Genomic DNA, 21,939 nt, shown 5'->3' on the forward strand with positions numbered 1-21,939 from the left:
GGAGACCGCATGCGCTACGCCGCCTACGTCGTCAGTCTGCTCCTGCTCGCCGCGGCGATCGCGGCGGCCGCGTGGAATCGCGACCACGCCTGGCTGGCGCTGCTGGCCGCGGTGCCCGCGGCGGTCGGCACCATCGACCTGCTGCAGCGGCGCAGCACCCTGCGCCGCAACTATCCGCTGCTGGCGCATTTCCGCTACGGGCTGGAGTCGATCGGGCCGGAGATGCGGCAGTACTTCATTGAGTCGGACACCGCCGAGGTGCCGTTCTCGCGCCAGCAGCGCGCGCTGGTCTACCAGCGCGCCAAGTCGGTCAACGACGTGCGCCCGTTCGGCACCCTGCAGGACGTCTACGGCAGCGACTACGAATGGATCAACCACTCGCTCGCGCCGGGCGAGCTGCGTTCGCACGATTTCCGCCTGACGATCGGCGCGGGCTGCGCGCAGCCGTACAGCGCGAGCGTGTTCAACATCTCGGCGATGAGCTTCGGCTCGCTGTCGCCGAACGCGATCCGTGCGCTCAATGCCGGCGCCAGACGCGGCGGCTTCTACCACGACACCGGCGAGGGCTCGATCTCGCCGTACCACCGCGAGCACGGCGGCGATCTGGTGTGGGAGATCGGCTCGGGCTACTTCGGCTGCCGCGACGCGCAGGGCCGTTTCGACCCCGACCGCTTCGCCGCCGCAGCGCGCGATCCGCAGGTGAAGATGGTCGAGGTGAAGCTGTCGCAGGGCGCCAAGCCCGGCCACGGCGGGGTGCTGCCGGCGGCGAAGGTGAGCGCGGAGATCGCGGCCACGCGCGGCGTGCCGATGGGCATGGACTGCGTCTCGCCGGCGCGGCATTCGGCGTTCGATTCGCCGCGCGGCCTGCTCGAGTTCGTCGCCCGCCTGCGCGAGCTGTCGGGCGGCAAGCCGGCCGGGTTCAAGCTGGCGATCGGTCATCCTTGGGAATGGTTCGGCATCGCCAAGGCGATGCACGAGACCGGCCTGCTGCCGGATTTCATCGTCGTCGACGGCGCGGAAGGCGGCACCGGCGCGGCGCCGGCGGAGTTCATCGACCACGTCGGCGTGCCTCTGCAGGAGGCGCTGATGCTGGTGCACAACACGCTGGTCGGCCTGGGGCTGCGCGAACGCGTGCGCATCGGCGCCGCGGGCCGCATCGTGAGCGCGTTCGACATCGCCCGCACGCTGGCGCTCGGCGCCGATTGGTGCAACGCCGCGCGCGGGTTCATGTTCGCGCTCGGTTGCATCCAGGCGCAGAGCTGCCATACCGACCGCTGCCCCACCGGCGTGGCGACGCAGGACCCGCGCCGCTGGAAGGCGCTCGACGTGCCCGACAAGGCCACGCGCGTGTTCAACTTCCACCAGAACACGCTGAAGGCGCTGCGCGACCTGATCTGCGCGGCGGGTCTGGAGCATCCGTGCCAGATCGGTCCGGAGCACATCCTGCGCCGCGTCTCGCCGACCGAAGTGCGTTCACTGGGCGCGCTCTACCGCTTCCTCGCGCCGGGCGAGCTGCTGGGGCGCATCCCCGAGCACGCGGTGTTCCAGGCGTACTGGGCCAGCGCGCGCAGCGACAGCTTCGGGCCGCCCGCGTCGGTCACCGCATTGCGGCGCAGCAAGGCGGTCTGAGCGGCATTCCGACACCATCCCCACCCAACCCACCCTCGAAGGGGAGGGCTCACTCCTCCCCCTGCGACTGCAGGGGGAGGCTGGGAGGGGGTTGCACGGATCCGACGCAACGGCGGCCTCCACCACCATCCCCACCCAACCCTCCCCTTGAAGGGGAGGGCCAACTCCTCACCCTTGCTCGCTGAGCGAGCAGGGAGGCTTTTCCTCCTCCCCCTGCGAATGCAGGGGGAGGCTGGGAGGGGGTTGCACGGATCCGACGCAACGGCGGCCTCCACCACCATCCCCACCCAACCCTCCCCTTGAAGGGGAGGGCTTCAGACACCCGCGCCACCGGCCGCAAGCGCCCCGCGCCTTACTGCCGGATCAGTTCGATCGTACCGACCATCGGTTCGCCGCCGCTCGGCCGTCCGGCGGGGGCGATGATCACCCGCAGCGCGTTGGGGGTGGTGATGCGCTGCCGCCTGAAACGCTCCAGGATCGGCGTCACGTCGAAGCTGTAGAAGTTGTCGCCGAGCGCCAGATCGAGCGGCTGCTGGCCGTGGTCGTGGAACTGCGCATCGAAGAAGTGGATGTTGCCGGCGTAATGCGCCGCGTCCATGCGGGTCGGGCCGTCGGCCGGCGCCACCCAGACGTGGAACAGCACTTCCGGCTGCGACCAGGTGTGCAGGTTGCGCAGCACCAGGTAGGCCCGCTTGCCCGGATCGCGATCGTCGAGCCCCAGCACCGGCGAACGCGGTTCCGGCGTGGAGCGTTCGACCACGACGACCGACACCGCCGCGCCAAGTTCGGCGGCCCTGCGCGCGCGGCCGACCCGTTCCGCGCGCGTGCCGGGCGAGGCCGGCGCCGCCATCGCCATCGTCGTCGTGGCGGGCCGCGGGATGAAGGTGTCGTAGGTGTAGCCCAGCGACAGCGCGCTCATGAAGCTCTTCAGCGGGCGGTTCACGCGGCTGCCGTCCGCATCGACCATCGTGAAGCGGTTTTCCAGCCAGGGCGCGCTGGTGGGCGAAGGATTGGGGTTGCCGTTCTTGTTCCAGCTCGCCCACATGCGGTCGATGTTGGCATGGTGCAGCCAGAACAGCGGATCGTTGGCCGCGTAGGGCACCGCGCCCATGTTCTGGCTGGTGCCGACCAACACGTGGATGCGGCCGTGGATGCCGGAATCGATCGCGCGGCAGAAGCCCATCACGCCCTCCACCGTGCTGTAGTGCGTCTTGGCCATCGCCTCGCCGATGTCCATGACGTCGGTGGGCTGGTTCATGTGGATCGGCTGGCCGCTGTTGGCGAGCGTGGTGCGGTTGGCCCGGTAGAGGCAGTCGAACACCGGGTCGTCGGGCATGCGGAACTGCGGCGGTACCACGCCGCGCTTGGCCGGGTCGGAGGAGGTGTAGTCCCAGTACGGCAGCGTGAACTCCGGATAGCCGCTCACCTGGCGCACGATGCGCTCGAAGTAGTAGACGAACATCCGGTGCCAGGGCAGGAAGTGGTTCGAGTTCTGCCCGGCGTGCGACTGGCAGGTGTTCCAGGTTTCCTCGGCGAGCGAGCGGTACGGCGAATCGGCCGTCGCGAACACGCGGGTGAGCTCGTCGGCCTTGGTGGTCGTGCCGTTGACGAAGTGGGTGTACCACTGCCACATCCAGCTCAGCGGATTGTCCGGCCCCATCGCCTCCATGCGGCGCACGGCGATCGCGTAGATCTCCAGCATGCGCTGGCCTTCGGCGCTGGCGCAGTCGTAGCGCACATGGGTCGTGTTGGCGCCAGCCAGGCGCGGAAGCGCGAACGCGGCGGGGAGCGTGGCCAGCGCCTTCACGAATGCTCGGCGGGAGCATGACGTCATGATTTCCTCCTGCGGTACCCGCAGTCGTCGGGGACGGGGGAGTGCCGGAGGTCGCGATGCGGCACGGGGACGACTGCGGGCCGATAGGGGACACCAGGCGAAGTGACGGAGTGATCAACCCGAGCGTGACCGCATTCGTTTTCGTGACGAAAGCGTGGCGGCTTGGCGCGATCACTCCGCAGCGATCACTGGCGTACCAGCTCGAGCGTGCCCACCATCGGTTCGCCGCCGATCGGGCGCCCGGCGGGCGCGATGGTCACGGTCAGCGCATCGCGCGCCGCGGCCAGGCGTTGCCGGCGGAAGCGCTGCAGCAGATCGGTGACGTCGAAGCTGTGGAAGTTCTCGCCGAGCGCCATGTCGAGCGCGTGTTCGCCGTGGTCGTGGAACTCCGCGTCGAAGAAATGGATCGCGCCGACGTGATGCGCGCGATCGAGCGCTCCACCGCGCCGCCCCGGCGAGAGGTAGACGTGGAACAGCACCTCCGGCTGCGCCCAGGTGTGCAGGTCGCGCAGCACCAGGTAGGCGCGCTTGCCCGGCCGGCCGTCGTCGAGCCCCAGCACGCCCGAGCGCAGCGGCGCGAGCGGTTCGAGCGCGACCTGCGCCGGACGCGGGCCCAGCCGCGCGGCCTCGCGCGCGCGCGCCACCTTCTCGGCGCGCCCGCCCGCGCCCGCGGCGGCGAGCGCCGTCGTGGCGGCCGGGGCGTCGATGTAGCTGTCGTAGACGTAGCCCAGGGCCGCGGTGCCGAAGAACTCGCGCAGCCGGCGGCGCACGCGCACGCCATCGACGTCGGCGAAGGTGAAGTAGGTCCCCGACCACGTCGCGGTGCCGGGGTTGGTGCCGCCGTTGCGGTTCCAGCTCGCCCACATGCGGTCGATGTTGACGTGGTGCAGCCAGAACAGCGGGTCGTTGGCGGCGTAGGGCACCGCGCCCATGTTCTTGCTGTTGCCCACCAGCACGTGGATGCGGCCGTGGATGCCGGAATCGACCGCGCGGCAGAAGCCCATCACCGAATCGACCGTGCTGTAGTGCGTCTTGGCCATCGCCTCGCCGATGTCCATGACGTCGGCCGGCTGGTACTTGTGGATCGGCTGGCCGCTGTTGGCCAGCGAAGTGCGGGCGGAGCGGTAGAGGTTCTTCCACAGCGGATCGGTCGGCTGGCGGAACTCGACCGGCACGATGCCGCGCTTGTCCGGATCGGAGGAGGTGTAGTCCCAGTAGGGCAGGGTGAAATCCGGGCGCTCGCTGACCGCGCGCACGATCCGCTCGAAGTAGTGGACGAACATCCGGTGCCACGGCAGGAAGTGGTTGGAGTTCTGCCCGGAATGCGACTGGCAGGTGTTCCAGGTTTCGGTGGCCAGCGACTTCAGGGTGGACGACTCGGCACCGAAGATGCGGGTCAGCTCGGCGCTCCTGGTGGTCGTGCCGTTGACGAAATGCGTGTACCACTGCCACAGCCAACCCATCGGGTCGGCATCGCCGAGCGCACGCATGCGCTGGACGGCATCGGCGTAGATCGCGAGCATTTCGCGCCCCGGGTCGCTCGCGCAGTCGTAGCGGACGAGCGGTTCGGTCTGCGCACGCGCCAGGCGCGGCAGCGCCATCGTTAACGGCAGCGCGGCCGCGCCCTGGATGAATGCGCGTCGGGATAGGGTGTTCACGTCGGATCCTCCTGAACTGCGGGAGAGCCGTAGCGGCTGCCGGCACCCAAACGTGCCGGTCATGGACTGCGTCCTCGACCGCTCACGGGGCGGGGGCTCGCGCCCCGGCCGGCGCCTAGGAGACGGGTTGAAGCGTGATAAAATCGTCAATTCGACTGTGACTTGCATCACATAATTCCGCGACCCCGTCTATTCGCGGTCTACGTCGTCCGGCCTCTGCGGCCGGGCCGCACCCGAGGCCCGGACGTGCGCGGCGCATCCCCAAAAGAGAAGCGCCCCCTGCCACGGCAGGGGGCGCTTGGGATCGGCGTGGAACGGGCGACGTTACTGGCGCACGAGTTCGATGGTGCCCACCATCGGCTTGCCGCCCGGCGCCGGCCGCCCGCCGGGGACGAACAGCACCGACAGCGCCTCCTGGCCGAGCCGCGCACGACCGCGGTCGGAGGCGAACGCGCGCAGGGCGTCGGTGACGTCGAAGCTGTAGAAGTTGTCGCCCAGCGCCATGTCGAGCGCGTGCTCGCCGTGGTCGTGGAACTCCGCGTCGAAGAAATGGATGGTGCCGACGTGGCGCGCCTGTCCCAGGCCCGCTCCGCGGCCCGGGGCGAGATAGACGTGGTAGAGCACTTCCGGCTGCTTCCACGTGTGCAGGTTCTTGAGCACGAGGTAGGCGCGCTTGTCCGGCTGGCGGTCGTCCAGGCCCAGCACGCTGACCGGGCGGATGCCCGCGAGCGGCTCCAGCAGCGCGCGCACCGGCCGCGCGTCCAGCTCGGCGCCGGCGCGCGACAGCGCGACGCGCTCGGCGCGCAGTCCCGGCCGCGTGGCGAACGCGGCCTTGGCCGCCATCGTCGTCGCGGTCGGGATGTAGAGGTCGTAGGTATAGCCGAGCGCCACGTCGCTGAAGAAATCCTTCAGCGGCCTGCGCACGCGGGTGCCATCGGCATCGACGAAGGTGAACTGGTTGTTGACCCAGGTGGCGGTGGTCGGGTTCGTGTTGCCGGCGAGATTCCAGCTCGCCCACATGCGGTCGATGTTGACGTGGTGCAGCCAGAACAGCGGGTCGTTGGCGGCGTAGGGCACCGCGCCCATGTTCTTGCTGTTGCCCACCAGCACGTGGATGCGGCCGTGGATGCCGGAATCGACCGCGCGGCAGAAGCCCATCACCGAATCGACCGTGCTGTAGTGCGTCTTGGCCATCGTCTCGCTGATGTCCATGACGTCCGTGGTCTGGTTCTTGTGGATGGGCTGACCGGTGTTGGCCAGCGTGGTGCGGTTGGCGCGGTACAGGCTTCCGAACACCGGATCGTCGGGCATGCGGAACTGCGGCGGCACCACGCCGCGCTTGGCCGGATCGGAGGACGTGTAGTCCCAGTACGGCAGCGCGAAGTCCGGCACGCCGGTCACCTGTCGCACGATCCGCTCGAAGTAGTACAGGAACGCGCGGTGCCACGGCAGGAAGTGGTTCGAGTTCTGCCCGGCGTGCGACTGGCAGGTGTTCCAGACCTCGTTGGCCAGCGCCTTCTGCGGCGAATCGGCCTCGCCGAAGATGCGGGTGAGCTCGGCCGACTTGGTGGTCGCGCCGCTGACGAAGTGCGTGTACCACTGCCACATCCAGCTCAGCGGATTGTCCGGGCCCATGGCTTCCATCTGGCGGACCGCCTGCGCGTAGATCTCCAGCATCCGCAGTCCTTCCGGACAGGCGCAGTCGTAGCGGATCCACACGGTGTTGGCGTGGGCGATGCGCGGCAGCGCCGCCGTCAGGGGCAACGCGGCCAGGCCCTTGACGAAGGCGCGACGGGAAAACGAAGTCACGGGAAACCTCCTGTACGGCGTGGGGCGGGCGCGTCGCGCCCGAGCGTGCGCCCGCGCCGGCCACGCGCAGCGCCCGTGGGCGCGCGGGCACCGCTTGGCAGGCGACGCGCGCGGCGGCGGCAACGGGACATGCGGGAGCTCGTGGCGGCGGGCCCGTATACAGGACACCGCGGACAGTGATGGCGCGGTCAAGAAATGTGTGACGAAGTCGTCATTTTGACTGGCTGCTTAACAGCCGCACACGGGCCTGTGCGTGCGCCCGGGCGCGTCCGGAGCTCGGACTCCCCGCCGAACCCGTCCCGGTTGAGCCTGCGCGCGGCGATTCGCTAGCCTGTGCCGATGAACGGACCCACGCGCGTGCTCATCCACGGTGCCAGCGGCCGCATGGGCCAGGCGCTCCTGCGGCTGGCCGCCGAGCGCGGCGATGTCGAGGTGGTGGCGGCCGTGTCGCGCGGGCAGCCGGCGCAGCGCGTGGTCGAGCGCGTGGCGTACTTCGCCGCCAGCGAGCTGCACGGCGTACCGGCGTTCGACGTGGCGATCGACTTCAGCCTTCCCGAAGGCTTCGACGGCATCCTGCGGCTGTGCGAGGAGCGCGCATGCGCCTTCGTGTCCGGCACCACCGGGTTGAGCGATGCGCAGCGCGCCGCGCTGGAAGCGGCCGCGCATCGCATCCCGGCGCTGTGGGCGGCCAACTTCAGCCTCGGCGTGGCGGTGCTCGGCGAACTGGTCGAACGCGCCGCCGCCGCGCTGCAGGGCTGGGACTGCGACATCGTCGAGGCGCACCACGTGCACAAGAAGGACGCGCCCTCCGGCACCGCGCTCGCGCTCGGCGCCTGCGCCGGACGCGGCGGCGCGCAACCGCGCTACGCCTCGCTGCGCGCCGGCGACATCGTCGGCGAGCACACCGTGCAGTTCGCCTCGGCCGGCGAGCGCATCGAACTGGTCCATCGCGCCACCAACCGCGACATCTTCGCCCGCGGCGCGCTGCACGTCGCGCGCCGCCTGGCCGGGCGCGCGCCGGGCCTGTACCGCGTGCGCGATCTGCTCGACTGAAACGGCGCGCTGGCGCCGGCACGCAACGGCCGCTACAATTGCGGCTCGCCTGTACCTCGCACGCCGGACCGGTTCACGACCGCGTCCGCGCTTTCGTGCAAGCGCGTTTTGCCGAAGGCGTGCGGGTCGGCATCCACCGGCAGCCAAGGCGATTCCCGTGACCCAACCCGCAATCCTCGTCCTCGAAGACGGCACCGTGTTCGAGGGCATCTCGGTAGGCGCGCCCGGCCTTTCGGTCGGCGAAGTGGTGTTCAACACTGCGCTCACCGGCTATCAGGAAATCGTGACCGACGCGTCCTATGCGCGCCAGATCGTCACGCTCACCTATCCGCACATCGGCAACGTCGGCTGCAATGCGTTCGACGACGAGGCGAAACAGGTCTGGGCCGCCGGCCTGATCGTGCGCGACGTCCCGCGCCGGCCCAGCAACTGGCGCAGTCAGGCGTCGCTGCCGGAGTGGCTCGCGGCGCGCGGCGTGGTCGCCATCGCCGAGGTCGACACCCGCAAGCTCACCCGCATCCTGCGCGACCGCGGCGCGCAGAACGGCGCGCTGATGGCCGGCGAAATCGACGTCGAGCGCGCGCTCGAAGCTGCCCGCAAATTCCCCGGCCTGAAGGGCATGGATCTGGCGAAGGAAGTGAGCACGCGCGAGCGCTACGAATGGCGCGACGGGCAGCTCGATCTCGACCGCAACGCGCCAGTGCGGGTCGATGCGCGCTTCCACGTCGTGGTCTACGACTTCGGTGTGAAGCTCAACATCCTGCGCATGCTGGCCGAGCGCGGCTGCCGCGTGACCGTGGTGCCGGCGCGGACGCCGGCGTCGGAGGTGTTCGCGCTGGATCCGGACGGCGTGCTGCTGTCCAACGGCCCGGGCGATCCGGAGCCGTGCACCTACGCGATCGAGGCGACGCGCGAGTTCATCGCGCGCAAGCTGCCGGTGTACGGCATCTGCCTGGGCCACCAGTTGCTGGCGCTCGCGGCCGGCGCGCGCACGGTGAAGATGAAGTTCGGCCATCACGGCGCCAACCACCCGGTCCAGGATCTGGACACCGGCCGGGTGATGATCACCTCGCAGAACCACGGCTTCGCGGTGGACGAATCCAGCCTGCCGGCCAACGTGCGCGTGACCCACCGCTCGCTGTTCGACGGCAGCAACCAGGGCATCGCGCTGACCGATGCCCCGGCCTTCAGTTTCCAGGGGCATCCCGAGGCCAGCCCCGGGCCACACGACGTCTCCGGCCTGTTCGACCGGTTCGTCGCCAGCATGGAGAAACGCGCATGACCCGATTCCGTTCGCTCGCGGCCGCGGCCGCGCTGTTCGCATGCGCGCTGCCGGCGCTGGCGGCGCCGCCGAGCACCGACCAGGTGCGGCGCATCCGCCAGGTGCTCGGCTTCGACCTGGCGATGCACGCGATGCTGGACAAGGAGATCGCCAAGGCGGCCGAGCAGCGCAAGTGGGATGCGGGCGGCCGCGCCTGCGTCCGCGACGAGATCGTGCCGGTGCTGTCCGACGCGCTCGACATAGCGTTCGCGGACCTGTTCGAATCCAGCGAGAACGCGCAGGCGTGGCTCGATTTCGCCGACAAGCCGGCAGGGCGGACGATGATGGAATACGTGCGCGCCGACGTCGCCGCCTCGGTGCGCGGCGAGGGCGAGAAGCCGGACGCCAGCGCGCTCGCCTCGCAGATGAGCGAGGAGGACCAGATCGAGATGCTGACCTTCATCCTCTCGCCGGCGGCGCAGGTGCTGCAGAAGCAGTTCCCCGAGCTCGACCTGCCGGCGGAGCGGCGCGATGCGCTGCAGGCGAAGATCCGCTCGACCTGCGGCGTCGAGTTCGACGTCGCAGGCGCATTCTCCTCCTGAGGCGCGGATGCCGGCGCGCGCGCAACGCCGACGCGGTCGCCTGCGCCGGGCGCTGCTCCTCGCCGCGCTGCTGTCGGCGTATCCCGCGTTCGTGCTCGGCGCCACCTACGCGCAGTTCTTCCGCGCCGGCCTGCCGGGCGGGCGGCACGGACCGGCGGACGCCTATCGCCACGCGCTGGCCAGCGCGATCGTCGCCTGGACGCTGTCGCCGCGCTGCGTGGAGTGGGTGACGGCGGTGATGGAACGCGACGGCCGCGGCAACGCGGCGCGTGCGATGGACGCGCACAACAACCGGATCGGCGCGCGCATCGGCGCGCGCGCCGGAAGTTGGGACGACCTGCAGCGCGCGGTGCGCGAGGCGGTCGACCGGGGCGGCGTGAACGCGCGCTCGCCCGAGCGAATCACCTGGCTCGCGCCCGACGCGTGGCAGGACCGACTGTACTGAGGACCCTATGCCCAAGCGCACCGACATCAAGACCATCCTCATCATCGGCGCCGGGCCGATCGTGATCGGACAGGCCTGCGAGTTCGACTATTCCGGCGCGCAGGCGTGCAAGGCGCTGCGCGAGGAAGGCTTCCGCGTGGTGCTGGTCAACAGCAATCCGGCGACGATCATGACCGATCCGGAGATGGCCGACGCCGTCTACATCGAGCCGATCAACTGGCAGACGGTCGAGAAGATCATCGCCAAGGAGCGCCCGGACGCGCTGCTGCCGACCATGGGCGGGCAGACCGCCCTCAACTGCGCGCTCGACCTGGCCGACCACGGCGTGCTCGAGAAGTACGGCGTCGAGCTGATCGGCGCCTCGCGCGAGGCCATCCGCATGGCCGAGGACCGCGAGCTGTTCCGCGTGGCGATGGCCGAGATCGGCCTGGAATGCCCGAAGGCGGCGATCGCGCGCAGCTTCGAGGAGGCGGTCGAGATCCAGGCGAAGGTGGGCTATCCGACCATCATCCGTCCTTCCTTCACGCTGGGCGGCACCGGCGGCGGCATCGCCTACAACCGCGAGGAGTTCGAGGAGATCGCCAAGCGCGGGCTGGAACTGTCGCCCGTGCACGAGATCCTGGTCGAGGAGTCGGTGCTGGGCTGGAAGGAGTTCGAGATGGAAGTGGTCCGCGACAAGGCGGACAACTGCATCATCGTCTGCTCGATCGAGAATTTCGATCCGATGGGCGTGCACACGGGCGACTCGATCACCGTCGCGCCGGCACAGACGCTCACCGACAAGGAATACCAGCGCATGCGCGACGCCTCGATCGCCGTGCTGCGCAAGATCGGCGTCGATACCGGCGGCTCCAACGTGCAGTTCGGCATCAACGCGTCGAACGGCCGCATGGTGGTGATCGAGATGAACCCGCGGGTGTCGCGCTCCTCGGCGCTGGCGTCCAAGGCGACCGGCTTCCCGATCGCCAAGGTCGCCGCCAAGCTGGCGGTCGGCTACACGCTGGACGAGCTGAAGAACGAGATCACCGGCGGCATGACCCCGGCCTCGTTCGAACCGAGCATCGACTACGTCGTCACCAAGATCCCGCGCTTCGCGTTCGAGAAGTTCCCGCAGACCGACGCGCGGCTGACCACCCAGATGAAGTCGGTGGGCGAGGTGATGGCGATGGGCCGCACGTTCCAGGAGTCGCTGCAGAAGGCGCTGCGGGGTCTCGAGACCGGCAAGGTGGGGCTCGATCCGACCGGCCTGTCGCTCGACGACGCCGAGGATCTCGCGCGGCTGCGTCGCGAACTGAAGGAGCCCGGCCCCGACCGCGTGTTCTACATCGCCGACGCCTTCCGCGCCGGCATGACGGTCGATGAGGTGTACGCGCTGTCCAAGGTGGACTACTGGTTCCTCGACCAGATCGAGGACATCGTGCGCGCCGAGAAGGAGGTCGCCGCCGCCGGTCTTTCCTCGTTCGATGCACGGCGGATGCGCGCGCTCAAGCGCATGGGCTTCTCCGACGCGCGCCTGGCGCAGCTCACCGGCACCGACGAAGGCGCGGTGCGCGCGCTGCGGCGTGCGTTCGGCGTGCGCCCGGTGTACAAGCGCGTCGACTCCTGCGCGGCCGAGTTCGCCACCACCACCGCCTACATGTACTCGACCTACGAGGACGAGTGCGAAGCCAATCCGTCGAGCCGCGACAAAATCATCGTGCTCGGCGGCGGTCCCAACCGCATCGGCCAAGGTATCGAATTCGACTACTGCTGCGTGCACGCCGCGCTCGCCCTGCGCGAGGACGGGTTCGAGACCATCATGGTCAACTGCAACCCGGAGACGGTCTCGACCGACTACGACACCTCCGACCGCCTGTACTTCGAGCCGCTGACGCTCGAGGACGTGCTGGAGATCGTCGATCTGGAGAAGCCCAGGGGCGTGATCGTGCAGTACGGCGGGCAGACGCCGCTGAAGCTGGCGCAGGCGCTGGAAGCCAACGGCGTGCCGATCGTCGGCACCAGCCCGGACAGCATCGACCTCGCCGAGGACCGCGAGCGCTTCCAGAAGCTGGTCAACGACCTCGGCCTCAGGCAGCCGCCGAACCGCACCGCGCGCACGCCCGACGAGGCGCTGACGCTGGCGCGCGAGATCGGCTACCCGCTGGTGGTGCGCCCGAGCTACGTGCTCGGCGGCCGCGCGATGGAGATCGTCTACTCGGACGCCGACCTGACGCGCTACATCCGCGACGCGGTGAAGGTCTCCAACGAGTCGCCGGTGCTGCTGGACCGCTTCCTCGACCATGCGGTCGAGGTGGACGTGGACATCATCGCCGACCGCGACGGCAACGTGCTGATCGGCGGGATCATGGAGCACATCGAGGAGGCCGGCGTGCATTCCGGCGATTCGTCGTGCTCGCTGCCGCCGTACTCGCTGTCGCCGGCCACCCAGGACCGGCTGCGCGAGCAGGTGATCGCGCTGGCGCGCGCGCTCAAGGTCGTGGGCCTGATGAACACGCAGTTCGCGATCCAGCAGGAGGAGGACGGCCGCGACACCATCTTCCTGCTGGAGGTGAATCCGCGCGCCTCGCGCACGGTGCCGTTCGTCTCGAAGGCCACCGGCGTGCCGCTGGCCAAGATCGCCGCGCGCTGCATGGTCGGCCGCACGCTGACCGAGCAGGGCGCGACCCGCGAGGTGATCCCCGCCTACTACTCGGTGAAGGAGGCGATCTTCCCGTTCGCCAAGTTCCAGGGCGTGGATCCGATCCTCGGTCCGGAGATGCGCTCCACCGGCGAGGTGATGGGCATCGGCCGCACGTTCGGCGCGGCGTTCGCGCGCGGACACGAGGCCGCCGGCATCAAGGCGCCGGCGCAGGGCAAGGTGTTCATCTCGGTGCGCGATCCGGACAAGCCGCGCGTGCTGCCGGTGGCGCAGGAGCTGCTGGCGCGCGGCTACACGCTGGTCGCCACGCGCGGCACCGCCTCCTACCTGCAGGGCAACGGGGTCGCCTGCGAGGTGGTCAACAAGGTGATGGAGGGCCGCCCGCACATCGTCGATCTGATCAAGAACGGCGAGATCGTCTATATCATCAACACCACCGAAGGGCGGCAGGCGATCGCCGACTCGTTCTCGATCCGCCGCGAGGCGCTGCAGCACCGCGTGACCTACTCGACCACGGTCGCCGGCGCGCGCGCGCTGGTGCATTCGCTCGACTGGCGCAACGCGGGTCCCGTGCTGTCGCTGCAGGAACTGCACGCGGAACTGGCGGCGAACGCTTGAACCGCCCTCGGATCGCGGCACCGCCGCGATCCCGGCACAATCCCGGCCAGGTGAACGCCTGGCCGGCGCTTTTTTGAAGGGAACGAACGCAATGAGAGCACCGTTGACGGCGAAGGGCGCGGCGCGCCTGCGCGCCGAACTCGAAGAGCTGAAGTCGGTCAAGCGGCCGGCGATCATCGCCGCCATCGCCGAGGCGCGCGCGCACGGCGATCTGCGCGAGAACGCCGAGTATCACGCCGCGCGCGAGCAGCAGGGCTTCATCGAAGGCCGCATCAAGCTGCTGGAGGGCGAGCTGTCGCACGCCGAGATCATCGACGTGTCGAAGATCAACGCCGGTTCGCGGGTGGTGTTCGGCGCGACCGTGGTGGTCGCCGACGCCGAAAGCGGCGAGGAGACGACGTACCAGATCGTCGGCGACCTGGAGGCCGACATCAAGCAGGGGCTGATCGCGATCACCTCGCCGCTGGCGCGCGCGCTGATCGGCAAGAACGAAGGCGACACGGTGACGCTGGAAGCGCCGGGCGGCCGCCGCGAGTTCGAGATCGTCGAAGTCCGCTACGAAGGCTGATGCGCGACACGCTGCTGCTGCCGCCGCGCGGGCGCTTCGCCGGAGTCGCGCTGCCGGCGCCGGTGGCGCGTGCGCTGGGGCGCGCACGGCAGGCGACGCTCGACCCCCCGGGCGCGGAAGCGGCGGCAGGCGTGTTCGAGGTGCTGCCGCGCGGCTGGCCTGCGGCGGCGGCGACGCGGCAGCGCGACTGCGGCGATGCGGCCGGAAGCCTCTGGCTCCGCGCCGATCCGGCGCACGTGCGGCCCGACATCAACGGCGCGCGCCTGCTGGGATACGGGCCCGCGCTCGGACTGACCGCGGAGGACGTCGATGCGCTGCTGCCCGCGCTGCGGCCGCTGTTCGGCGATGCGGGTTACGCGCTCGACGCGCCCACGCCGACGCGCTGGTATCTGCGCCTGCCGGCCGGCGCGCGCCTTCCGCGCTTCGTCGCGCCGGAAACGGCGCTCGGCGAGGACCTGTTCGACCACCTGCCGGGCGCCGACGACACCGGACCCGAGGCGCGCCGCTGGCGCGCGCTGCTGAGCGAGGCGCAGGTGGTGCTGCACAACCATCCGCACAACCGGCGCCGGCTCGACAGCGGCCGGGTCGCGGTGAATTCGCTGTGGTTCTGGGGCGGCGGCGCGCTGCCGCAGACGGTGCGCAGCGCCCATGCCGCGATCCACACCGACGACGAGGTGCTCGACGCGTTCGCGCGGCTCGCGCGCACCCCCGTTTCGCCATTGCCCGAGCGCTGGAGCGCGGGCAGCGGCGGACGGCTGTTCGACCTGCGCGCGCGGCGCGACGCCGAGGCGCTGCTGCGCGACTGGATCGCCCCGCTGGCGGACTCGCGCATGCCCGCCGAACTGCGCTTCGCCGACGGCGCCGCGTTCGTGCTCGATCCCGCGCAGCGCTGGCGTTTCTGGCGCGCGCCGTTGTCGATGCTCGCATGATCCGCACCGTCGCCCTGCGCCGTCGCGAATGCGGCGAGATCGGCGAGTGGCCGGCGCACGTGCCGCCGCTGCTGCGCCGGATCTACGCCGCGCGCGGCGCGACCCGCATCGAGCTCGCGCAGCCGCGGCTTGCGCATCTGCTGCCGCCGGACGGGCTGCTCGATCTGGACGCGGCGGTCGCGCTGCTCGGCGATGCGATCGAGCGCGATGCGCATATCGTGGTGGTCGGCGATTTCGACTGCGACGGCGCGACGGCCTGCGCGGTCGGCGTGCGCGGGCTGCGCATGCTCGGCGCGCGCCGTGTCTCGCACGCGGTGCCGAACCGGATGGTGCACGGCTACGGTCTGTCGCCGCCGCTGGTGGACGAGCTGGCCGCGCTCGAACCCGATCTGCTGGTGACCGTCGATCACGGCATCGCCTGCCACGCCGGCATCGCCGCGGCCAAGGCGCGCGGCTGGCGGGTTCTGGTGACCGATCACCATCTGCCCGGACCGACGCTGCCGCCGGCGGACGCCATCGTGAATCCCAACCGTCCCGGCGACGCTTTCCCGAGCAAGGCGATGGCGGGGGTGGGGGTGATGTTCTACGTGCTGCTGGCGCTGCGGCGGCATCTGCGCGAACGCGGGCGGCTGCCCGAGCCGGCGCCGGATCTGGCCGCGCTGCTCGACCTGGTCGCGGTCGGCACCATCGCCGATCTGGTGCCGCTGGATACCAACAACCGCGCGCTGGTGTCGGCCGGGCTGCGCCGCCTGCGCGCGGGGCAGGGGTGCGCGGGGCTGCGCGCATTGATCGAGGTGTCGCGTCGCGACGCCGTGGTGCTGACCGCCGCCGACATCGGCTATGCGATCGCGCCGCGGCTCAACGCCGCCGGGCGACTCGAGGACATGAGCCTGGGCATCGCCTGTCTGCTCGCCGAGGACATGGCGCAGGCGCGCGACATCGCGCAGACGCTGGACGAAATCAACGCCGAGCGCCGCGCCGTGCAGCAGCAGATGACCGAGGAGGCGGAAGCCGCGGTCGCGCGCATCGCGCTGGACGGCACGCTGCCGCCGGTGCTGTGCCTGTACGACCCGGAGTGGCATCCGGGCGTGGTGGGGCTGGTGGCGTCGAAGCTGAAGGAGCGTCTGCATCGCCCGGTGATCGCGTTCGCCCCGGCCGAGCCCGCGGCGTCCAGCCTGCGCGGCTCGGCGCGCTCGATTCCCGGCTTCCACATCCGCGACGCGCTGGCGACCGTGGCCGCGGCGCGCGCCGAGCTGCTCGAGCGGTTCGGCGGCCACGCGATGGCGGCCGGCCTGTCGCTGCGCAGCGATGCGCTGGCGGCGTTCCGCGCCGCGTTCGAGGAATGCGCCGCGCGTCTGCTGACGCCCGAGCTGCTGCAGGCCGAGCTGCACAGCGACGGCGAACTGGCGCTCGACGAGTTCACCCGCGGCCATGCGGAGTGCCTGCGCGACGGCGGGCCGTGGGGCATGGGCTTCCCCGAACCGCAGTTCGACGGCGTGTTCGAGGTGCTCGGCTGGCGGGTGGTCGGCGGCCGCCACCTGCGCATGGAGCTGGCCTGCGGCGGCCGCCGGCTCGATGCGATCGAGTTCGGCGGCTGGAGCGGAACGGCGCCGCCGGCGCGCGTGCGCCTGGTGTTCCGGCTGGAGCCGGACGACTGGCGCGGCGGCGATGCGGTGCAACTGGTCGTCGTCCACCGCGAACCCGCCTGAGCCGGCGCGCGGGACTCAGCCGGTCGATGCCGTGGCCGGCCGCGCTGCCGGCGCCGACCGCGCCTGCGCCGGCAGCCCGAACAGCGGCCGCAGCGGCTTCACGCGCCGGATCGCCTCGTACGCGGCGAAGCACAGGCCGAACGTGACCACCACCAGCAGCAGCCCCTCGATTCCCGGCGCGAGCGCCAGCGGCTTGAGGTTGTGCGCCAGCACCACGATCACCGTCTGGTGCAGGATGTAGACGGGATACACCGCCGGGGTCAGGTAGTTCAGCACCCGGCTCGGCCCGCGCACCCATCCGCGCGCGAAACCGAGCACGGCGACGATCGCGCTCCACTGCATCGCGCCCCACACCAGCCGCATCGCCTGCCGGAGCAGGTCCGTCGGCGGGTTCTGCTCGTCGTGGAGCCCGTAATAGACCATCAGCCCCGCATACGCGCCGACCGCCAGTCCGAGCGCGGGCCATCGCAGCCGCCGCACATTGTCCCAGACCGCATCCGCGCGCGCGATCGCGAAGCCCAGCGCGAAGACGGGCAGGTACTGCACGTGGTTGTAGACGTCGTCGACCAGCGCATGGGTCGACCCGAACCGGTCGAGCAGCAGCACCCGCGCCAGCCCCAGCCACAGGATCGGCCACAGCAGCAGGCCGATGCCGCCGAACGCGCGGTCGCGCAGGCAGGCGAGGGCGGTCCGCGCCCGCTCCGGCAGCGCGCGCGCCAGCAGCACCACCGGCAGGGTGTAGACCCACAGATAGGCCAGGAACCACAGATGGTTCCAGGTCGGCAGGGTCAGGCAGTCGCCGTCGCGGCAGAAGCCGTCGTAGCCCTGCAGATAGAGCCGGTAGAACGCGGGATAGCCGTCGTGGTAGCCGCCCGGCAGCTTCTCCACCACTTCGTAGTACGCCTGCGGCGGCACCACCACCAGCATGCCGAACGCCAGCGGCAGCAGCAGGCGCCAGGAGCGCGCGCGGAGGAAACCGTCGCGCTTGCGTCCGAACATGAACGCGGTCGCCGCGCCCGACACCAGGAACAGCAGCGACAGCCGCCAGGGCGCCGTCAGCAGCATCAGCGGTTCGAGCGCCGGCCCCGCCTGCGGACTTTTGACGTGCCAGTCCCAGCTCACGTAGTACATGCCCACGTGGTAGAGCACCAGCAGGCCGAACGCGGCCACCCGGACCGCATCGAGGTCGTAACGTCGGTCCATGCGGCACCTCCCGATCGGAAGGCGCGAGGGTGCGCGCAGCGCCGGCGGGCAGGGGGCGCCAGGTGACGGCGAGCGGCGGCGCGGTGACGAGCCGCGGGCGCGCGGGGACGAATCGCGGACGGGCCGGCGCCCGCCGGCGCCTAGAATGCGCGCGATGGATGCCCGCACGCCCCCGACCTCCGCGCCGATCTGGCGCAGCCGCACCCTGCAGATCGGCTTCTGGGTCGGCATGAGCCTGATCCACGCCGTCAGCAACAGCCTGACGGTCAACATGGACATCCGCCGGCTCGGCCTGCCGATCGCCCCCTGGGAGCCGGTGGTCTGGGAGTTCAGCAGCAACCTGGTGCTGCTGGCGCTGGTGCCGGCGGTGGTCGCCTTCACCCGCCGCTTCCCGCTTCACTGGGACACCTGGCGTCGCCAACTGCCCTGGCACCTGGTCGCCAGCGTGGTGTTCTCGGTGACCCACGTGCTGGCCATGGTCGCGCTGCGCAAGCTGGCCTACGCCACCCAGGGCGACAGCTACGGCTTCGGCGCCTGGCCGCGCGAGCTGGCCTACGAGTACCTCAAGGACGTGCGCACCTACGCCTCGATGGTGGTCATCGTCGAGACCTACCGCCTGTTCCTGCGCCGCCTGCAGGGCGAGGCCCGCCTGCTCGACCCGCCCGAGGACGGCGAGCCGGTGGAGCCGGTGGACCGGCCCGAGCGGTTCCTGGTCCGCAAGCTCGGCCGCGAGTTCCTGATCGCCGCCGCCGACATCGAATGGGTGCAGGCCGCGGGCAACTACGTCAACCTGCGCGTGCGCGGCCACGACTACCCGCTGCGCAGCACGGTGGCCGGGCTCGAGGCGCGGCTCGACCCGGGCCGGTTCGCCCGCATCCACCGCAGCTACATCGTCAATCTCGACCTGCTGGCCGCGATCGAGCCGCAGGACACCGGCGATGCCCGGGTGCACCTGAAGGACGGCACCGTGCTGCCGTGCAGCCGCCGCTACCGCGATGCCCTGCGTTCACGTCTGGCCGCGGCCGCCTGAGCCGCGCGCCTGCTAGAATTCCGCTCCTTTTGTTTGGTGCCGGACAGGTTCGATGATCGAGCTCAATCCCGTCCGCCAGCGCATCGCCGATCTGGTCGATCGGCTGGATGCGCTGAGGGGGTATCTTTGACTACGACCGCAAGGTCGAACGTCTGGAAGAAGTCAACCGCGAGCTGGAAAGCCCCGACGTCTGGAACGACGCCGAGCGGGCGCAGGCGCTCGGCCGCGAGCGCGCCTCGCTGGAAAAGGTCGTCGTCGGCATCCGCACGCTGAAGGAGGGCCTCGGCTCGGCCGGCGAGCTGCTCGAGCTTGCGGAGATGGAGAACGACGACGCCACCGCGCAGGCGGTGGTGGACGATGTCGAACGTTACGCGCGCGACGTCGAGAAACTCGAGTTCCAGCGCATGTTCTCCGGCAAGATGGACGGCGCCAACGCGTTCGTCGACATCCAGGCCGGCGCCGGCGGCACCGAGGCGCAGGACTGGGCCGAGATGCTGCTGCGCATGTACCTGCGCTGGTGCGAGTCGCGCGGCTGGAAGACCGAGCTGCTGGAAGTGAGCGGCGGCGAAGTGGCCGGCATCAAGTCGGCGACGTTCCGCGTCGAGGGCGACTACGCCTACGGCTGGCTGAAAACCGAAACCGGCGTGCACCGGCTGGTGCGCAAGTCGCCGTTCGACTCAGACAACCGCCGGCACACCAGTTTCACCTCGGTGTTCGTTTCGCCCGAAGTCGACGACGACATCGACATCGAGATCAACCCGGCCGACCTCAGGACCGACGTCTACCGCTCCTCCGGTGCGGGCGGCCAGCACGTCAACAAGACCGAATCCGCGGTGCGCATCACCCACGTGCCGAGCGGCATCGTGGTGGCCTGCCAGACCGAGCGCAGCCAGCACGCCAACCGCGACCGCGCGATGAAGATGCTCAAGGCCAAGCTGTACGAGCTGGAGCTGCAGAAGCGCAACGCCGAGAAGGCCGCGCTGGAAGCGTCCAAGTCGGACATCGGCTGGGGCAGCCAGATCCGCAACTACGTGCTGGACCAGAGCCGCATCAAGGACCTGCGCACCGGCGTCGAACGCAGCGACACGCAGAAGGTGCTCGACGGCGACCTCGACGAATTCGTCGAGGCCAGCCTGAAGATGGGCCTGGAGGCCGGCGCCAAACGCAGCGACGCGGCGTGAGGGGCGGCGGCGATCCAGCCACGGGTTGCGCGGATTCCCGCGGATGAAAAGCGCGGCGACGCGCGTGGCCGCGCCCGGCCGCATCCCGCCTTCGTTGTCGTCGTAGTCGCAGTCCATCCATGTGATCCGCGCTCATCCGTGAAGATCCGCGGCTGAACCTAACCTACCCATCCCATGACCGACTCTCCCGCTGCCGACGTTCACCTCGACGACAATCGCCTGATCGCCGAACGCCGCGCCAAGCTGGCCGCGTTGCGCGCGCAGGGCGTGGCGTTTCCGAACGATTTCCGCCGCACCCATTTCGCGGGCGACCTGCAGCGCGAATTCGCCGACGCCGGGCGCTGGAGCGCCGAGGCGCTGGAGGCCGAGGGCCGTCGCGTGGCGGTCGCGGGCCGGCTGATGGCCAAACGGGTGATGGGCAAGGCCAGCTTCGCGCAGATCCAGGACGAGTCCGGCCGCCTGCAGCTCTTCCTGCAGGCGAACGCGCTGGGCGATGCCTACGAAGCGTTCAAGGGCTGGGACGTGGGCGACATCGTGGCCGCCGAAGGCCCTCTCACCCGCACCAAAACCGGCGAACTTTCGGTCCGCGCCGAGCGCCTGCGGCTTCTGACCAAGTCGCTGCGGCCGCTGCCGGACAAATGGCATGGCCTAGCCGACGTCGAACAGCGCTACCGCCAGCGTTACGTCGATCTGATCGTCAATCCGGACGTGCGCGACGTGTTCGTCAAGCGCAGCCGGATCGTGCGGGCGATCCGCCACTGGCTCGATGCGCGCGGGTTTCTCGAAGTGGAAACCCCGATGATGCATTACATCCCGGGCGGCGCCACCGCGCGTCCGTTCGTGACGCATCACAACGCGCTCGATCTGGAGCTGTATCTGCGCGTGGCACCCGAGCTCTACCTCAAGCGCCTCGTGGTGGGCGGGCTGGAGCGCGTCTACGAGATCAACCGCAACTTCCGCAACGAGGGCGTTTCCACCCGCCACAACCCCGAGTTCACCATGCTCGAGCTGTACGAGGCCTACGCCACGTACATCGAGGTGATGGATCTGACCGAGGGCATGATCCGCGACGTCGCCCTGGACGTGCTCGGCACCACGGAAGTGGAGTGGGAAGGCGCCCGCATCGACCTCGGGCCGCGATTCCGCCGCTGGCGCCTGGACGAAGCCGTGCGCGCGCACAACCCGGAGATCTCGGTGGCCGACTGCCGCGACCGCGAGGCGCTCGCCCGCCACTGCGCGCGCCTGCGCATCCCCGTCAAGGACGGCTACGGCTGGGGCAAGCTGCTGCTGGAAATCTTCGAGAAAACGGTCGAAGCCCGGCTCGAACAGCCGACGTTCATTACCCATTACCCGGTCGAAGTGTCGCCGCTGGCGCGCGAATCGGATACCGAGCCCGGGATTACCGACCGCTTCGAACTGTTCATCGGCGGCAAGGAAATGGCCAACGGGTTCTCCGAGCTCAACGATCCGGAAGACCAGGCGGCGCGCTTCCAGGCCCAGGTCGAACAGAAAGCCGGCGGCGACGACGAGGCCATGCATTACGACGCCGATTACATCCGCGCGCTGGAGGTCGGCCTGCCGCCCACCGGCGGCCTGGGGGTGGGAATCGACCGCCTGGTCATGCTGCTGACCGGCTCGGAGTCGATCCGCGACGTGTTGCTGTTCCCGTATATGCGGCCGGAAGACGGGCGCTGACCCAATATCGGGGACATGCCCGCCATCCCTGCCGCCGCAGCCTTCCGACCCCTTCAGTCCGGCGCCGCGCGGCCGCT

General features: G+C 70.2%; 16 protein-coding genes. 12 read left to right on the forward strand and 4 right to left on the reverse strand.

The features are described from left to right. The first annotated feature begins 9 nt into the window (after positions 1-9). Positions 10-1,629 (forward strand): FMN-binding glutamate synthase family protein, encoded by a 1,620-nt coding sequence (locus tag FQY64_RS03075; protein WP_146472239.1) that lies wholly within the window; start codon positions 10-12, stop codon positions 1,627-1,629. Between the two features lie 352 nt (positions 1,630-1,981). On the opposite strand, the gene FQY64_RS03080 is transcribed toward FQY64_RS03075, so the two are convergent. The 3 genes from FQY64_RS03080 to FQY64_RS03090 form a co-directional block, all read right to left on the reverse strand. Next, positions 1,982-3,463: a tyrosinase family protein gene (locus FQY64_RS03080; protein WP_146472240.1), complete on the reverse strand. Its 1,482-nt coding sequence runs from the start codon at positions 3,461-3,463 to the stop codon at positions 1,982-1,984. Between the two features lie 185 nt (positions 3,464-3,648). Continuing rightward, entirely contained in the window at positions 3,649-5,121 is a 1,473-nt protein-coding gene (locus tag FQY64_RS03085) for a tyrosinase family protein (protein ID WP_186760834.1), read from the reverse strand. A 324-nt stretch (positions 5,122-5,445) separates the two neighbouring features. Beyond that, positions 5,446-6,930, reverse strand: a complete 1,485-nt coding sequence (locus FQY64_RS03090; RefSeq protein ID WP_146472242.1) for a tyrosinase family protein — start codon at positions 6,928-6,930, stop codon at positions 5,446-5,448. Positions 6,931-7,269: 339 nt separating this feature from the next. Between FQY64_RS03090 and dapB the strand changes: the two genes are divergently transcribed. The 8 genes from dapB to recJ all read left to right on the forward strand — a co-directional run bounded on the left by dapB (position 7,270) and on the right by recJ (position 16,753). Beyond that, complete coding sequence (gene dapB, locus FQY64_RS03095) at positions 7,270-7,983, forward strand: 4-hydroxy-tetrahydrodipicolinate reductase (RefSeq protein WP_146472243.1); 714 nt, start codon at positions 7,270-7,272, stop codon at positions 7,981-7,983. Between the two features lie 157 nt (positions 7,984-8,140). After that, positions 8,141-9,265 carry a glutamine-hydrolyzing carbamoyl-phosphate synthase small subunit gene (carA, locus tag FQY64_RS03100; RefSeq protein WP_146472244.1) on the forward strand — a complete coding sequence of 375 codons (1,125 nt, stop codon included), beginning with the start codon at positions 8,141-8,143 and terminating at the stop codon, positions 9,263-9,265. Next, the gene (locus tag FQY64_RS03105) at positions 9,262-9,846 is read left to right on the forward strand and encodes a hypothetical protein (protein WP_146472245.1); all 585 of its coding nucleotides are present in this window, start codon (positions 9,262-9,264) and stop codon (positions 9,844-9,846) included. The genes carA and FQY64_RS03105 overlap by 4 nt, the downstream gene beginning before the upstream one ends. A gap of 7 nt (positions 9,847-9,853) precedes the next feature. After that, positions 9,854-10,291 carry a DUF6973 domain-containing protein gene (locus tag FQY64_RS03110; protein WP_146472246.1) on the forward strand — a complete coding sequence of 146 codons (438 nt, stop codon included), beginning with the start codon at positions 9,854-9,856 and terminating at the stop codon, positions 10,289-10,291. 7 nt (positions 10,292-10,298) lie between these two features. Beyond that, a complete protein-coding gene (gene carB / locus FQY64_RS03115) occupies positions 10,299-13,547 on the forward strand; it encodes a carbamoyl-phosphate synthase large subunit (protein ID WP_146472247.1) in 3,249 nt (1,082 codons plus the stop codon). 91 nt (positions 13,548-13,638) lie between these two features. Further along, a complete protein-coding gene (gene greA, locus FQY64_RS03120) occupies positions 13,639-14,115 on the forward strand; it encodes a transcription elongation factor GreA (protein ID WP_146472248.1) in 477 nt (158 codons plus the stop codon). Further along, entirely contained in the window at positions 14,112-15,044 is a 933-nt protein-coding gene (locus FQY64_RS03125; RefSeq protein ID WP_146472249.1) for a phosphoglycerate mutase, read from the forward strand. Before greA ends, FQY64_RS03125 begins: the two co-directional genes overlap by 4 nt. After that, positions 15,041-16,753, forward strand: coding sequence for a single-stranded-DNA-specific exonuclease RecJ (recJ, locus tag FQY64_RS03130; RefSeq protein WP_146472250.1), 1,713 nt, complete (start codon positions 15,041-15,043; stop codon positions 16,751-16,753). The genes FQY64_RS03125 and recJ overlap by 4 nt, the downstream gene beginning before the upstream one ends. A gap of 15 nt (positions 16,754-16,768) precedes the next feature. Here the strand turns inward: recJ and FQY64_RS03135 are convergent, their stop codons facing one another. Continuing rightward, positions 16,769-17,956 (reverse strand): acyltransferase family protein, encoded by a 1,188-nt coding sequence (locus tag FQY64_RS03135; protein WP_146472251.1) that lies wholly within the window; start codon positions 17,954-17,956, stop codon positions 16,769-16,771. A 154-nt stretch (positions 17,957-18,110) separates the two neighbouring features. On the opposite strand from FQY64_RS03135, the gene FQY64_RS03140 reads away from it, so the two are divergent. From FQY64_RS03140 to lysS, 3 genes are all read left to right on the forward strand, one after another. Next, complete coding sequence (locus FQY64_RS03140; protein WP_146472252.1) at positions 18,111-18,986, forward strand: LytTR family DNA-binding domain-containing protein; 876 nt, start codon at positions 18,111-18,113, stop codon at positions 18,984-18,986. 52 nt (positions 18,987-19,038) lie between these two features. Then, a protein-coding gene (prfB, locus tag FQY64_RS03145) for a peptide chain release factor 2 (RefSeq protein WP_146472253.1) occupies positions 19,039-20,167 on the forward strand; the annotation gives its coding sequence in 2 pieces (ribosomal slippage) (positions 19,039-19,113 and positions 19,115-20,167; 1,128 coding nt in all). A 174-nt stretch (positions 20,168-20,341) separates the two neighbouring features. Continuing rightward, complete coding sequence (gene lysS, locus FQY64_RS03150) at positions 20,342-21,862, forward strand: lysine--tRNA ligase (RefSeq protein WP_146472254.1); 1,521 nt, start codon at positions 20,342-20,344, stop codon at positions 21,860-21,862. Positions 21,863-21,939: the final 77 nt, after the last annotated feature.

Source organism: Vulcaniibacterium thermophilum (assembly GCF_007923255.1).
Classification (GTDB): domain Bacteria; phylum Pseudomonadota; class Gammaproteobacteria; order Xanthomonadales; family Xanthomonadaceae; genus Lysobacter_F; species Lysobacter_F thermophilum.